General features: G+C 53.8%; 13 protein-coding genes. 7 read left to right on the top strand and 6 right to left on the bottom strand.

Annotated features, from left to right (window positions below; genetic code table 11):
• Nucleotides 1-190 precede the first annotated feature (190 nt).
• Nucleotides 191-865, top strand: a complete 675-nt coding sequence (gene hisH, locus NDA02_RS18315; RefSeq protein WP_190792834.1) for an imidazole glycerol phosphate synthase subunit HisH — start codon at nucleotides 191-193, stop codon at nucleotides 863-865.
• A 5-nt stretch (nucleotides 866-870) separates the two neighbouring features.
• Nucleotides 871-1,416 carry a 16S rRNA (guanine(966)-N(2))-methyltransferase RsmD gene (gene rsmD, locus NDA02_RS18310; protein WP_348255620.1) on the top strand — a complete coding sequence of 182 codons (546 nt, stop codon included), beginning with the start codon at nucleotides 871-873 and terminating at the stop codon, nucleotides 1,414-1,416.
• Between the two features lie 8 nt (nucleotides 1,417-1,424).
• Here rsmD and NDA02_RS18305 read toward each other — a convergent pair whose 3' ends face one another.
• Entirely contained in the window at nucleotides 1,425-2,591 is a 1,167-nt protein-coding gene (locus NDA02_RS18305) for a pyridoxal phosphate-dependent aminotransferase (RefSeq protein WP_190792832.1), read from the bottom strand.
• A 208-nt stretch (nucleotides 2,592-2,799) separates the two neighbouring features.
• Between NDA02_RS18305 and NDA02_RS18300 the strand changes: the two genes are divergently transcribed.
• From NDA02_RS18300 to NDA02_RS18285, 4 genes are all read left to right on the top strand, one after another.
• Nucleotides 2,800-3,174 carry a VOC family protein gene (locus NDA02_RS18300; RefSeq protein ID WP_190792831.1) on the top strand — a complete coding sequence of 125 codons (375 nt, stop codon included), beginning with the start codon at nucleotides 2,800-2,802 and terminating at the stop codon, nucleotides 3,172-3,174.
• A 92-nt stretch (nucleotides 3,175-3,266) separates the two neighbouring features.
• Nucleotides 3,267-3,857 carry a DUF1499 domain-containing protein gene (locus NDA02_RS18295; RefSeq protein ID WP_242067424.1) on the top strand — a complete coding sequence of 197 codons (591 nt, stop codon included), beginning with the start codon at nucleotides 3,267-3,269 and terminating at the stop codon, nucleotides 3,855-3,857.
• A gap of 577 nt (nucleotides 3,858-4,434) precedes the next feature.
• Entirely contained in the window at nucleotides 4,435-5,148 is a 714-nt protein-coding gene (locus NDA02_RS18290) for a uracil-DNA glycosylase (RefSeq protein ID WP_190792830.1), read from the top strand.
• A gap of 476 nt (nucleotides 5,149-5,624) precedes the next feature.
• Nucleotides 5,625-5,954 (top strand): hypothetical protein, encoded by a 330-nt coding sequence (locus tag NDA02_RS18285; RefSeq protein ID WP_348247524.1) that lies wholly within the window; start codon nucleotides 5,625-5,627, stop codon nucleotides 5,952-5,954.
• 132 nt (nucleotides 5,955-6,086) lie between these two features.
• On the opposite strand, the gene NDA02_RS18280 is transcribed toward NDA02_RS18285, so the two are convergent.
• The 3 genes from NDA02_RS18280 to tyrS are packed head-to-tail and all read right to left on the bottom strand — an operon-like array spanning nucleotide 6,087 to nucleotide 8,711.
• Nucleotides 6,087-6,734 carry a hypothetical protein gene (locus NDA02_RS18280; protein ID WP_199296651.1) on the bottom strand — a complete coding sequence of 216 codons (648 nt, stop codon included), beginning with the start codon at nucleotides 6,732-6,734 and terminating at the stop codon, nucleotides 6,087-6,089.
• Between the two features lie 13 nt (nucleotides 6,735-6,747).
• Nucleotides 6,748-7,467 carry an orotidine-5'-phosphate decarboxylase gene (gene pyrF, locus NDA02_RS18275; RefSeq protein ID WP_190792829.1) on the bottom strand — a complete coding sequence of 240 codons (720 nt, stop codon included), beginning with the start codon at nucleotides 7,465-7,467 and terminating at the stop codon, nucleotides 6,748-6,750.
• Between the two features lie 11 nt (nucleotides 7,468-7,478).
• Entirely contained in the window at nucleotides 7,479-8,711 is a 1,233-nt protein-coding gene (gene tyrS / locus NDA02_RS18270; RefSeq protein WP_348247523.1) for a tyrosine--tRNA ligase, read from the bottom strand.
• A 315-nt stretch (nucleotides 8,712-9,026) separates the two neighbouring features.
• On the opposite strand from tyrS, the gene NDA02_RS18265 reads away from it, so the two are divergent.
• On the top strand, nucleotides 9,027-10,832 hold the full coding sequence (locus NDA02_RS18265) for a penicillin-binding protein 1A (RefSeq protein WP_190792841.1): 1,806 nt from the start codon (nucleotides 9,027-9,029) through the stop codon (nucleotides 10,830-10,832).
• 2 nt (nucleotides 10,833-10,834) lie between these two features.
• Here NDA02_RS18265 and NDA02_RS18260 read toward each other — a convergent pair whose 3' ends face one another.
• Nucleotides 10,835-11,344, bottom strand: coding sequence for a hypothetical protein (locus NDA02_RS18260; RefSeq protein ID WP_190792827.1), 510 nt, complete (start codon nucleotides 11,342-11,344; stop codon nucleotides 10,835-10,837).
• Nucleotides 11,345-11,492: 148 nt separating this feature from the next.
• The gene (gene glyS / locus NDA02_RS18255) at nucleotides 11,493-13,652 is read right to left on the bottom strand and encodes a glycine--tRNA ligase subunit beta (RefSeq protein ID WP_348255618.1); all 2,160 of its coding nucleotides are present in this window, start codon (nucleotides 13,650-13,652) and stop codon (nucleotides 11,493-11,495) included.
• Between the last annotated feature and the right edge of the window lie 37 nt (nucleotides 13,653-13,689).

The raw sequence follows: 13,689 nt of genomic DNA, 5'->3' as shown, positions 1-13,689 counted from the left end.
ACCACCTCCGTGACCCCAATCCTGGTGAAACCAAACCGCCCTCACGCTCAAAATCCCCCAGAACATCCTCAAACCCGCACAACAAATCCTACCTCATCTCCCATCCCCTCATCTCCCCATCCCCCCTCATCTCCCACCCCTCACCCCCATTCCCTGCTATAACTAAAAACATCCCAATGGAGAACGATCAATGACGATCATCGCTGTGGTGGATTACGACATGGGCAACCTGCACTCTGCCTGCAAAGGCTTAGAGCGAGCAGGCGCAACGCCCCTGATCACAGACTCAGTGAAAGACCTGGAGCGGGCAGATGGGGTGGTGCTGCCGGGTGTGGGTGCGTTTGATCCAGCCATTCAGCATCTTCGATCGCGTGACCTGATCCAACCCATTCGCGACATCATTGCCAGCGGCAAGCCATTTTTGGGAATTTGTCTGGGGCTGCAAATTCTGCTGGAAGGCAGTGAAGAAGGGCGAGAACCGGGGATTGGCGCAGTGCGCGGCGTAGTGCGTCGATTTCAGCCAGAACCCGGGCTGACGATTCCCCACATGGGCTGGAATCAGCTTCAGTTGACGCAGCCGCAGTCGCCGCTCTGGAAAGATTTGCCGAATTCCTGGGTGTATTTCGTTCACTCTTTTTATGCTGACCCAGTGCGAAGCACTTCCCTTTCTGAGGGAATCGATCCTTCTGTCACAGCAGCCACCATTACCCACGGCAGCCAAACGGTGACGGCAGCCATTGCCCAGCAAAACTTGATGGCAGTTCAGTTCCACCCAGAAAAATCCTCTTCTGCCGGGCTGCAAATTCTCTCGAACTTTGTTGCTTTTGTGAAACAGCAGCAGCCTGTGGGAGCAGTTTCTCGCTAGCGTTCATGTCGCTTCGGATCTACGGCAATCGTCTCCTCAAAACCTTACCGGGACAGGCAACTCGTCCGACTCCGGCACGGGTGCGAGAGGCAGTATTTAACATCTGGCAGGGCACGATCGTAGGCTGTCGCTGGCTGGATCTTTGCTCTGGCAGTGGGGCAATGGCAGCAGAAGCTCTTTGTCGCGGTGCATCGTCGGTTGTGGGCATTGAGCAGTCGAGTCGGGCTTGCACGGTGATTCGGCAAAACTGGCAGCAGGTCGCCAAACCCGATCAGACCTTTCAGTTACTCCAAGGCGACGTGGTGCAGCGATTGCTCACCCTCAAGGGACAGCAGTTCGATCGCATCTATTTTGACCCGCCCTATGACGGCAATTTGTATGAGCCCGTGCTGCAAGCGATCGACCAGCATGATCTGCTTGCTCCAGCAGGAGAGCTAGCTGCCGAACACAATCCCAGCCGGGCAATGCCAGAAGCGATCGGCACACTGGTGCGCGACCGGCAAAAAGTCTACGGCAATACGGCAGTGAGCTTTTATCGATCGCAGGCGTAGGACATCAGCTACAGCAGCGAATTCACAAAATCGGTGAGACGCTGCATTCCCTCATGAATGGCATCCAGGCTGGCGGCATAAGAAAGGCGAATACAGTCATCTGCGCCAAAGGCAATTCCCGGCACGGCAGCAACCTGCTTTTTCTCTAGCAGCGCATCGCAGAAATCGAGCGACTTCACTCCCAGCTTGCCAATGTTGGGAAACACATAAAATGCTCCGTTGGGCGGCGGACAGGTAAAGCCAGGAATGGCATTGACATAATCTAAAACCACCTTGCGCCGCTCTGCAAAAGCATTCACCATTTCGGTCACACAGTCCTGGGAACCTTCGTAAGCCGCGATCGCCCCATACTGAGCAAAGGTGCAAACGTTTGAAGTGCTGTGTCCCTGGAGCGTGGAAACCGCTTTGACGATCGGCAGGGGAGCTGCCAGAAAGCCAATTCGCCATCCAGTCATCGCATAGGTTTTGGCAAAGCCGCTGCTGACGATCGTTTTTTCAAACAGTTCGGGACTCACCGCGCCAATGCTGAGATGCTCCGCTCCGTCGTATAGAATCTTTTCGTAGATTTCATCGGATACCACCCAAATATCATGCTGAGCCACGATCGCCGCCAGCGCCCGCACTTCTGCCGGAGCGTACACCATTCCGGTCGGGTTAGACGGCGAGTTGAGGATAAACATCCGGGTGCGCGGCGTGATTGCCTGCTGAAGCTGCTCTGGCGAGATCTTAAAGCCGCCTTCGACCGTGGTGGAGACGATCACGGGTGTGCCGCCTGCTAGCTTCACCATTTCGGGGTAGCTGACCCAGTAAGGCGCAGGAATGATCACCTCGTCGCCCGGTTCGATCAGCGTCATCAGCAGGTTAAACAGCGAGTGCTTGCCGCCATTCGTCACGACGATATTTTCCGGCTGATAGGGCAAGGCATTATCTTTCTGAAGCTTGTGAGCGATCGCTTCTCTGAGTCTCGGTTCGCCTGCCACTGCCCCATAGCGGGTTTTACCTTGCTTTAACGCGGCTTCTGCGGCGGCTCGAATATGCGCTGGAGTATCAAAATCGGGTTCGCCTACGCTGAAGCTCAGCACGTCGATGCCTTCCCGCTTCATTGCCTTTGCTTTGGTATCGATCGCTAACGTCAGCGATGGTGTGACATCCCCAATCCGTGCTGCCAGTTTCATGCTTACCCCAAGACTCACAAAACTCTGAAGATTAATCGCCGCGATGCGCGTTGCCAGTTTCCCCTACCGGGTCATCGACTTGCGATCGGGTCTTTTCCACTGTAATTCAATCCACCCTACTGTATTGCAAAAGCAGGTATCAGAATGTCATGCCATCGTTATATTTATTAAGCCTAAGATATTTATTCTGGTTCTTTTTCTTTAGCGAATGCTGTCCTTGCAGTACCACACCGTTTTTGTTGCCCTTGCCGATCGCGATGGCCGGCTTGTCCCCTTCTATCAAAATCTGCTTGGACAGCCTCCTGACTTAGAGCTTCCGGGCGTTTATGCCGAGTTTCAGCTTGCCGGACTGCGGCTTGGTATTTTTCAGCCCAAAACCAATCACCAATCCGAATTTGAATCGCTATCCAGCGGCAGTATGAGCCTTTGTTTTGAAGTGCCGCAGCTTGAAGTGGCGATCGATCGACTCACCGCAATCGGATATCCACCCCCCGGAACGATCACCACTGCTTCCCACGGGCGCGAAATTTATGCCTATGACCCCGCCGGAAATCGGCTAATTTTGCACGAATCTTTGCAATAAACTAAGCTTTTGCCCAATCAGATGCCATTGAATGATCGCAAGTAGTAAGTTAGTGAGAGCCTTTCCAATGTTCTTTTCGCTTACTTTTTCTCATGCTTACGTCGGGATTGTCTCTCTGCTTTGCCGTTTTCCTGACCCTGATGCTTTGGTTAGGAGCCGCTGCAAATGTGACTGCTCAAACCTTGTTTCCGGTTCCTCTGTCTTCGCCTGCGATCGCCTCAACACTGTTTCCAGATGAAATTGCAATGGCAGGAAAACCGCTCTTTCACTTTTCTGGTCAGCGTCCCGACCACTTAGGCGCTGCATCGGGTAAATTCGCCCCCTGCCCTGCCACGCCAAACTGCGTTAACAGCCAGACTACTCCCACCGATCAGGAGCATTTTATTCAGCCGATCGCCGTTCGCTCTAACCCCAGCCAAGCAATGGCAACGCTGAAGAACGTGATTCAAGCCCTCGATCGCACCGAAATCATCGCTGATTCACCCGGCTATCTTTACGCTGAGTTTACCAGTGCCCTGATGGGCTTTGTGGATGACGTCGAATTTGCGATCGACCCAGCAGCAAGGGTGATTAATGTGCGCTCTGCTTCTCGTCTGGGCGAGTCTGACCTGGGCGTTAATCGCAAGCGCATTGAAACGATCCGGGCGAAGTTTGCACAGCTAGAAGCGAATTCTCCTAGCTAAATCCAGCAAGTACCAGCACCGCGGCTGCGACCAGCGCCAGAATCGTCAATACTCGCCCCGCATTCGGACTGCCTTTCCAGGAGTAATTTTTATCTTTCATCAGGTTATTCCTGCCCGTTAACGTGCTGCCTTGGATTTGCCTTATTTTCCCACGTTTGCCCTACTTGTCTTCTGCTTCAAGAAGGACTACCTGCTCTAGGCAAAGCCCTTTCTAATGGAAACCTCACTGCACTCCGAAGACAAGGTGATCGCGCGGTGACGAAGATCACACCAAAGGATGATTACGATCCTGTTACCCGCGCTTGTAGAACTGCATACTGTAGAAGACTCAACTCTAGCCGAGTCATCAACAGGGAACACACGACTTGCCGACAGCTTCTTTTTGGACTGTCGGTTTTTTGTTGGCTAACTTTGCAACCTTGTATTCCCAAATTTCCCCCCTCGTTATCTGCCAATCTCCAGCCATCCCCTCCCAATTCCCCCTTTGGCAGTTGGACGATCGCCCTTAGATGCCTTAAGATACAGTCTTTGCAAAGAGAAATTCTTATCCGACTGAGCGCACCCCCACGCAAGACTCATGGCTAGTGATGATCAAATGGATCTGTTTAACCTGGCGGGAATGGCTCCTGCCGCAGATTCGGCTCCGGCTGCTAACTTTAACCCTGATCTAATTCCCACCGATGTCAAAGTTCCGATTCCATCTGGGATCTATCGCTCAATGGAGCAGATCTCAGAGCACTGCAATCGTTGTCATCGCTGCGAACTGGGCAAAAATCGAACTCATGCAGTCGTGGGGCGAGGCAATGATAAGGCTCCGATCCTGATTGTGGGAGAAGGTCCGGGGCAAACCGAGGATGAAACCGGACTGGCGTTTGTAGGAAAAGCAGGACAGCTCCTGGACAAAATTCTGGCATCGGTGCAGATCACTGAAGACGACTACTTTGTCAGCAATATCGTCAAGTGCCGTCCTCCCGACAACCGAACTCCAACCGTGCAGGAAATGGATGCCTGCCGTCCGTATTTGATGGAGCAGATTCGCATGATCGACCCCAAGATTATTCTGCTGTTGGGGGCGGCATCAGTGCGGGGGATAACGGGCGACAAGCGCGGCATTACCAAGATTCGCGGGCAGTGGATTGAGTGGGACAATCGGCTCTGTATGCCCATGCTGCATCCGGCGTACCTGCTGCGAAACCCTTCCCGGGATAAGGGCAGCCCCAAGTGGCTTACCTGGCAAGATATTCAAACCGTGCGATCGAAGCTCGACGAAATTCGACAGGAAATGAGTTAATCCGATCGCCAGGAAACCTGATAGAGTAAGGCAGCCTGCGGGAACGATAGCCAAATCAGGGAGCAAATTAGGGAGCCATTTTCGCTTCCGGGACTTCCACTAACGCTTAATAAGCACACCAAAAGAAGCACACCAAAACTCTGAGCCAGCTTTTGCAGCGCAGTAGAATCTACGATCGCTCAGCGGTTTGCTTAGGCGTACTGTTTGATACTGGCATTGGTTGATGGTGGCATCGGGAATGCTTAGCGATGCGAAGCCGTTTTTCCTTCTGGGCAATCAGAACATTTCCTGAGCGTCCAACCTTGAAATGCATCTATTCTCTAGTTTTGAGCCGGACTCGCCCCATGACTTAACTGCGACTTGACAGGGACTACAATCGTAGCCTTTAATCTATTTTGCTCTTGATGAATCGCCCTGCTAACTGAGCCGTTAGGAGCGCGACAGCACAGTATTTTCCATAATCAGGATGTGATTTTATGACACCCACCGAAACGCCCGTGGCGGCTGATTCTGCTGCGACCCTTTCTTCTGCCACGGTTCCTGCTGTAACTTCTCCTCTAGCCCCTGCTGCACCTGCGACTGTGATTGAAGCTGCAAGCGTTGAAGCCACCCCAATTCAGTCTTCTGCCTACCGCGATCGCCTTAATCCCTGGTGCGTGGTACGCCTGTCGGAGCAAGCTCCGATGACGGTGGCTCGCTTCCGTCGTCGTCCCGATGCCGAGGCACATTTGCGGCTGCTGAGCCAGGCAAAACGCGATAATTTTGCGATCGTGTTTAACAATCCTTCCGAGATTGTCCCTGAGTAAAATTGTTACTGAGTAAAACTATCACTGAGTAAAAACGCTAGGTGCGCCTCACTGTTGCCCCGATCGCTGAAGTGGTTTTAAGCCACACTAACGCGATCGGGGTTTGCTTTGTCGCTGATTCAATACTCCCTTCTAGGGATAAACGCTTCCGGCTTCACAATCCCTCAACCATAGCCGAATTGCCTGAGCAATCACCCCCTGACTGCTATCTTGAGGCGGCGTAGGAGGTTCGGGGTTTACCGGATCAGGCGCATGACCAATCGCAGACTGCATTAGAACTAATCGCCAGCCCACCCGCGTCTGCGTGAGAAATAGCCAGTGGAAGACTTGCAGGTTGACGGGGCGATCGTGAATGTACAGTCGTTCTAGCGTCGTGAAAAATACCTGTGGCAGGTCGCTCTCGGTCGCGGGCAAATATTCTCCCGGTCCCTGAGTCAACGGCTCATACTCAGCGCGACCCGCAAGCAGCACATAGGTCGCACTATCCGCTGGATCGTCTGATAGGGCAGCCCGTTGACTGACACGATTGGCATAGCCGGGCAAATCCCGCAGCATTGGGGAAATGAGTTCTGATAAGCGGGTAGGGCAGGTAGCACGAGGACGAATATAACTGGAAGCTGCAATTCTTTCGCTCACGTCACTTTGATCGATCGCCATAAGTGGACGTGATGCAGCCAGCGCGATCGGGGACTGAAGCACTCCATTGCTCAAACCCACGATCGCCCCTACCACTTTAGTAATCCAGCCCGATCGCTTCAGCATTCGGTTGTCTGCGTTCATTTCCTTGATCAATTCAGCCCAATTCCTCGCAGATCCGCGCAAAAGCAGCAACGGGATCATCGGCAGCCGTAATCGGACGACCAATCACTAGATAATTTGCTCCTGCTTTCAGTGCCTCTGAGGGGGTGAGCGAGCGTTTTTGATCCCCGGCTTCTGCCCAAGTCGGACGAACGCCCGGGGTCACCAGTAGAAAGTCTTCGCCGCAAACCGATCGAAGTTGGCTTGCCTCCTGGGGCGAACACACTGCCCCCGCCAGACCGCTTTCCTTTGCCAGTAATGCCATCTGAAGCGCGTAGTCGTTTAGCTCCAGCGGAATCTTTAGCTCGAATGCCAGTGCCCGTGGCGTAATGCTGGTCAGCAGCGTAATCGCGATCAGATTCGGCGGCGAACACCCAGCAGCTTCGGCTCCCGCGATCGCGGCTTGTTGTGCCTTCTGGAGGGCAATTTCCCCGGCAGCAGCATGAACCGTGAGCAAATCAACGCCATATTGAGCAGCCGATCGACAGGCTCCTGCCATCGTGTTTGGAATATCGTGAAACTTCAAATCCAAGAAGATGCGCTTTTGTCGAGCCTTGAGCTGCTGGAGCACTGTACCGCCCGTGCTGACAAACAGTTCCAAACCCACTTTCCAGAAGGTGACCTTTGGCAGGCGATCGACCAAAGCCAGAGCCTCTTTCTCGGTGGGCACATCCAGGGGAACAATAATGCGATCGGCAGGAGACAGATGAAGCATTGCGGCAGACCCTAAGCGACCAGACGAACAAACTTGCGCTTGCCGACCTGCAAAATCTTACCGTTCAGTTCCTCCGGCTGGTTGAAGGTCAGATCCACATTGTCGATCGGCTGTCCGTCGAGCTTGACTGCTTTGCCCTGAATCTGGCGGCGGGCTTCAGAGCTGCTGCTGCAGAGTTTAGTTGCACTGAGCAGGTAAAACAGCTTGACCGGAAACTGCATCAAGGCGATCGAAAATTCCTCTGCATTCGCCGCTTCAGCAACGTTTCCGCCCGCAACCGCACTCGCCGCCTGTTGTGCGTTCTGGGCAGCTTCCGCTCCATGGTATTGGGTCACGACTTCCAGAGCAAGGTTAATCTGGCGATCGCGAGGCTGTTCGGGAAGCTGATCCAGCGGCAGGTTCGTCAGCAGCTCGTAGTAGTTCGTGAGCTGACTATCGGCAACCTTTTGCAGCTTGTTGTACATCTCCTGCGCCGACTCGTTCAAGCCCACATAGTTGCCCAGGGATTTCGACATTTTCTGCACCCCGTCTATACCAATCAAAATCGGCATCAGCAGACCGAACTGGGGACGCTGCCCAAAATGACGCTGCAAATCGCGCCCAACCGCCAGGTTAAATTTCTGATCGGTTCCGCCCAGCTCCACGTCTGCTTCGACTGCCACCGAGTCGTATCCCTGCATCAGCGGATAGAGAAACTCGTGCAGGTAGATCGGCGTCTGTTTTTCGTAGCGTTCGGCGAAGCCTTCTTTTGCCAGCATTTGTCCTACCGTCATCGTTGCCAGCAAATCCTGAATCTTGTCCAAATGCAGTTTGGACAGCCACTCGGAGTTATAGCGAATTTCCAGCTTTTCCGGGCTAAAGTCGAGAATGGGGCGCACTTGGTCGAGGTAGGTCTGGGCGTTTTGAGCTACCTGTTCCGCCGTAAGCTGCTTACGGACTTCCGATTTTCCCGTCGGATCGCCAATCCGGGCAGTAAAATCGCCGATAATCAAAACGGCTTTGTGTCCGGCATCCTGAAACGATCGCAATTTGCGGAAGACAATACTATGCCCCAAATGGATATCGCTGCCCGTCGGGTCGATGCCAAATTTGATTCGTAAGGGGCGATCGGCTTGCAGAATGCGCTGGGTAATATTTTCGTTCGGATCGGTGGAGTCTGGCTGATTGGGGAAAACTTCGCTTGTGCCGCGCCAGAGCCAGGAAAAAGAGGATTTGGAGGAGTCGATCGAGTGTTCAGCAGGCATAGGCGGCAAGATTTAACGAAAACAGAGTCTTCCAGGAAGAAAGACGTGGTCAAGATAAAACAAGATTGGTTACACTTCCAGCATTAGCCTCTGCCAGAAGGGTCACTCGCTACGCTATAAATGGGCAACCAGACTACTATAATTGCAAAATTCTAGGGAAATAACACGACTGTGTCTTCCAACACCGCTAAACCGAACCCGGTCAATCCGCGAAAAAGCGCGAAGAAGCCCCATCGAGCAGGCAAGTCTTCTCCTGTCCTGCAATACCTTCAGGGAGTTGCTCAAGTCAGTGCAGGGACACTGCTGGCGCTCACGATGCTCTCCAGTTCGGTCGTGGCGGGAGGACTGGTCGGGCTGGCGTTGAGCTTTCGCAACCTGCCAGATGTACGCGTCCTGCGGAACTATGTGCCTTCTGAAACCAGCTATATCTACGACATGAAGGGGGGGCTACTTGCCAGTCTGCACGGCGAAGCCAACCGGGAAGTCGTTGACCTGGATAAAATTTCCCCCCAACTGAAGCGGGCTGTGCTGGCGATCGAAGACAGCTATTACTTCTCGCATCATGGCATTAATCCCCCCAGCGTTGCCCGTGCCTTTCTCGCCAACCTGGAAGAAGGGCGAACCGTGGAAGGCGGCTCCACCGTCACCATGCAGCTTGTAAAAAACCTCTTCCTCGATCCGCGCCGCACGATTAACCGCAAGGTGGCAGAAGCAGTACTGGCTTTACGGCTAGAGCAGGTGTTTACCAAAGACCAGATTCTCGAAATGTATCTGAATCAGGTTTACTGGGGGCACAACAACTATGGGGTTGAAACGGCAGCAATGAGCTATTTCAACAAACATGCCTCAGAGCTGACCCTGGGAGAGTCTGCAATGATGGCAGGGCTGATCCAGGCTCCCGAAGACTACAGCCCGTTTGTTGATTTGCAGCTTGCCAAGCAGCGGCAGGCAACAGTACTAAACCGAATGCGCGGCTTGGGCTGGATTACCGCTGCAGAAATGAAGGCAGCGCAGGCAGAACAAATTAAGCTCGGACAAATTACGGCATTTCGCGGCAGTCAGGCTCCCTATATCACCGATGCGGTGGGGCAGGAACTCAGCGATCGCTTTGGCAAAGATGCCGTCCTTAAAGGCGGAATGCGGATTCAAACCACAGTGGACATGAACCTTCAGCGCATCGCTGAGGAAACCGTGCGCCAGGGCATGGCTTCGATTCAGGGACAAGGCGTTTATGCCGATCAGATGTCACTGGTTGCTGTCGATCCGCGAACCCACTATGTGAAAGCAATGGTGGGCGGCATAGACTACAGCAAGAGCCAGTTCAACCGCGCCACCCAGGCACTCCGTCAGCCCGGATCAGCCTTTAAGCCGTTTGTTTACTACGCTGCCTTTGCAGCCGGACAATACGACCCCAATTCCACAATTTCTGATACGCCTGTCAGCTATCCTGATGGCGATGGCTACTACTCACCACAAAACTATGACGGCAGTTTCTACGGACCAATCTCGATTCGGCAGGCACTCGCCGTTTCGCGTAACATTCCCGCCATTCGTCTGGGTCAGTCAGTAGGGATTAACCGTGTAATTGAGATTTGCCGTACGCTGGGAATCAAGAGTCCGATGGATCCGGTAACATCGCTGCCGCTCGGTTCGGTCGATCTGACTCCGCTCGAAATGGCAGGGGCTTATGCCACGTTTGCAAGCGGCGGCTGGCAATCTCCCACAACGACGATCGTTCAAGTAACCGACAGTCAGGGCGCAGTCTTGCTGGACAACACACCCAAGCCTCAGCTTGTGCTAGACCCCTGGGCAACTGCTGCGCTGAATGACGTGATGCAAAGCGTGATCAGCAGCGGAACGGCAACCTCTGCTCGGATTGGTCGCCCGGCAGCAGGCAAGACAGGAACCACCTCCTCTGAGCGCGACATCTGGTTTGCGGGCTATGTGCCTCAGCTCTCTACGGCAATCTGGGTCGGAAACGATGACTATACCCCGATCGGGATTGGCGCAACTGGTGGAACGCTGGTGGCTCCGGTCTGGCGCAATTTCATGAACCGAGCTTTAGAAGGCGTACCTGTCGAGACCTTCAAGCCGATGTCAAACTTTACTCGTCCACAGTAGGCTTACACTCGGCCCCGATCGCGCTCCAGGTCATAAATCACTTTTTCAACGTACCAGTTTGGAGATTGACCAGGATAGCGAATCTGTGCCTGAGCCACGAGCCGGGAGGCCGCAGCGCGATCGTCATGCAGCAGGCGAACCAGCCTTTGCTGAAGCCGGGGACTGGCAGTGTGAAACTGGGTGCCCGAAGAATAATTCACAGCCCCACGATTTCTCCGGCTACGCGGCTCTAGATGCTCTTCTGCCCAGTTGGGGTGCATCTGTCGGTGAATGGCACTTAGGCCCACGCCTGTGGCAATGCTTCCAGCCAAAGCCAGCGCGAGGACAGCTTCTCGATTCACCCCGACGGGTTCTCCCGCACGATTCAAGCGAACCTCGGCAGACGTGAGAAGCACAGGTTGGGTAGCATGGGCGGCGTGATCAGCCGGATTTGCAAACAAACTTCCAAAGAGGGTGGCTGCCAGCAGCGAAACAGCAAACCCAGCGTGATTCAGGGAACGGGTTGAAACCATAGTGGGATGGAGCGACCGGAGCAAAAGACGATCGCAAGCAATGTTCTTTTATTATGAACAAATTTTGTGACGGAGGTGTGTCACTTGTGCTGCTTTAGTCAATCGCTGACCGTACCGTAAAACCCGTACCCGCTCGCAGTTTTAGCCTTTAGCCTGCTTTCACAATCGCTCCAAAATCTGCCAGAACGCGGGCATGGTTTCGCAGCAGCCCCAGCAGATTCAAACGGTTTTTGCGAATGTCGAGATTTTCGTCCATCACCAGCACGCTCTGCGAACCGTCAAAGAAATTGCTGACCACAGGCGCACTCTGACCGAGAGCCTCCACCAGCTTTTGATAATCGCGGCGATCACGGGCAGCAGTCGTTTGTGGCAAGAGTTGCATCAGCGCGTCGTAGAATGCCTGCTCAGAAGGCTGCTGAAATAACCCCGGCTGAATGACCAATTGCGGATCGAGCTGCTGCGTATCCAGGTTGCCCTGCGCTGCCAGCCGAGAAGCCCGATTGACCGTTTCGTAGATTTTATCGAGCATTCCGTTTCGGCGAATCGTCTGAAGGAACTGCGCTCGATCGCGTAAATCCAGCAAATCATGCAGGGCACGGTCGGTATATTCGGGGTCGTTTTCGCCCAGCACAGCATTAATCAGGTCATAGTCGATGGCGCGATCGTCCTCTAACAGAGTGCGGATGCGCTGTAAGAAGAAATTGCGGAGCTGAATTTGCAGGCTGTCTGCCTGGTCAATGCCTTTAGGCAGAGCGGTTTTGAGGAGATGGATGACCTGCCCAATCAGGCGATCGAGATCGATCGATAGGTTTGCCGCCCAGATAATATTTACGATCGCGGTGGCAGCCCGCCGCAACGCAAATGGATCAGCAGAACCTGTTGGAATTTGCCCGATGCTAAAAATGTTTACCAGCGTATCCATTCGGTCTGCCAGCCCCACGACTTGACCCAGCAGCGATATCGGCAGGCGATCGGCTGCACTGCGCGGCAGGTAATGCTCGTAAATTGCCTTCGCAACAGCAATCGGCTCTCCGCTGACCAAGGCATATTTTTCGCCCATCACCCCCTGCAATTCAGGGAACTCACCCACCATTTGCGTCACCAGATCAGCTTTGCACAGCAGGGCAGCCCGTTGAACACTCGCCCGATCGGATTCGCTCACTCCAAGCTGATCGGCAATGGCAGCGGCAATTTGCACAATTCGATCGACCTTCTGGCGCACCGAACCAAGCTGTTCCTGAAAAGTGACGGTTTCTAACCGGGGCAGATAGGCTTCTAGAGGCTGTTTGCGATCGACATCAAAGAAATATTTGCCGTCCGAGAGCCTTGCCCGAATCACGCGCCCATTTCCGGCAGCGATAATATCTGCTTTTTGCGGGTCGCCATTGGAAATCGTAATAAAGTAGGGCAGCAAATCAGACGATTCCTCAGACTTCAGCACCGGGAAATATCGCTGATGGCTTTCCATCTCGGTTACGATAACTTCTGCCGGAAGCTCTAGAAATGCTGCGTCAAATTTGCCGACCACTGCAGTGGGATACTCCACTAGATCGCGCACTTCTTCCAGCAGACCTGGATCGATCGAGGCATACCCTCCCACGGACTGAGCCACCGCCTGTGCCTGATCCTGAATTTTGATTTCACGCTGCGTCGAGTCTACCTCGACAAAAGCATCTCGCAAGCTAGACACATACGATTCTGCCTGACTAAGGCTAATGGGCTCAGGATGCAGCACCCGATGCCCCTGAGAAATTCGATCGCTTGTGTAAGTTTCGGAGCCATTTACGAGCGTAAGCGGCAAAACGGCATCGTTCAACAAGGCAACCAGCCAGCGAATTGGACGAGGAAAGCGCAAATCGCCATCGCCCCAGCGCATAAACCGCTTGCCTTCTAACCCAGAAATCCATTGCGGCACGAGTTCGGTCAGCACCTCGGCGGTTGGACGACCCGCGATCTTTTGCTGCACAAACACAAACTCGCCTTTGTCGGTCGATCGAATTTCTAGTGCAGACAGATCCACCCCCCGCGATCGCGCAAATCCCTCAGCCGCCTTGGTGGGCTTGCCGTCTTTAAAAGCTACCTGAGCCGCCGGACCCTTAATTTCTTCTTCGCGGTCGGGTTGCTGGGCGGGCAGTCCTTTCACCAGAACCGCCAAACGGCGCGGTGTCGCGTAAACTTCAACGGCATCGAACCCCAAAAACACTTGCGTCAGGCTTGCGGGAACGATCGATCGCCACTGAGTCAGCGCGTCGTTCACAAAACTAGCGGGTAATTCCTCGGTTCCAACTTCCAACAAAAACGATGTCATAGCTCCCACTCGCCCAAACAGACACGGTCAGCCTAAA

This window comes from Leptolyngbya sp. ST-U4 (genome assembly GCF_039962215.1).
GTDB lineage: Bacteria > Cyanobacteriota > Cyanobacteriia > Elainellales > Elainellaceae > Leptolyngbya_A.
This window is presented reverse-complemented; position numbering and strand designations above follow the sequence as displayed.

Coding starts and splice junctions, on each gene's coding strand:
- hisH (WP_190792834.1), top strand. CDS start 191: ATGACGATCATCGCTGTGGTGGATTACGACATGGGCAACCTGCACTCT.
- rsmD (WP_348255620.1), top strand. CDS start 871: ATGTCGCTTCGGATCTACGGCAATCGTCTCCTCAAAACCTTACCGGGA.
- NDA02_RS18305 (WP_190792832.1), bottom strand. CDS start 2,591: ATGAAACTGGCAGCACGGATTGGGGATGTCACACCATCGCTGACGTTA.
- NDA02_RS18300 (WP_190792831.1), top strand. CDS start 2,800: ATGCTGTCCTTGCAGTACCACACCGTTTTTGTTGCCCTTGCCGATCGC.
- NDA02_RS18295 (WP_242067424.1), top strand. CDS start 3,267: ATGCTTACGTCGGGATTGTCTCTCTGCTTTGCCGTTTTCCTGACCCTG.
- NDA02_RS18290 (WP_190792830.1), top strand. CDS start 4,435: ATGGCTAGTGATGATCAAATGGATCTGTTTAACCTGGCGGGAATGGCT.
- NDA02_RS18285 (WP_348247524.1), top strand. CDS start 5,625: ATGACACCCACCGAAACGCCCGTGGCGGCTGATTCTGCTGCGACCCTT.
- NDA02_RS18280 (WP_199296651.1), bottom strand. CDS start 6,734: ATGAACGCAGACAACCGAATGCTGAAGCGATCGGGCTGGATTACTAAA.
- pyrF (WP_190792829.1), bottom strand. CDS start 7,467: ATGCTTCATCTGTCTCCTGCCGATCGCATTATTGTTCCCCTGGATGTG.
- tyrS (WP_348247523.1), bottom strand. CDS start 8,711: ATGCCTGCTGAACACTCGATCGACTCCTCCAAATCCTCTTTTTCCTGG.
- NDA02_RS18265 (WP_190792841.1), top strand. CDS start 9,027: ATGCTCTCCAGTTCGGTCGTGGCGGGAGGACTGGTCGGGCTGGCGTTG.
- NDA02_RS18260 (WP_190792827.1), bottom strand. CDS start 11,344: ATGGTTTCAACCCGTTCCCTGAATCACGCTGGGTTTGCTGTTTCGCTG.
- glyS (WP_348255618.1), bottom strand. CDS start 13,652: ATGACATCGTTTTTGTTGGAAGTTGGAACCGAGGAATTACCCGCTAGT.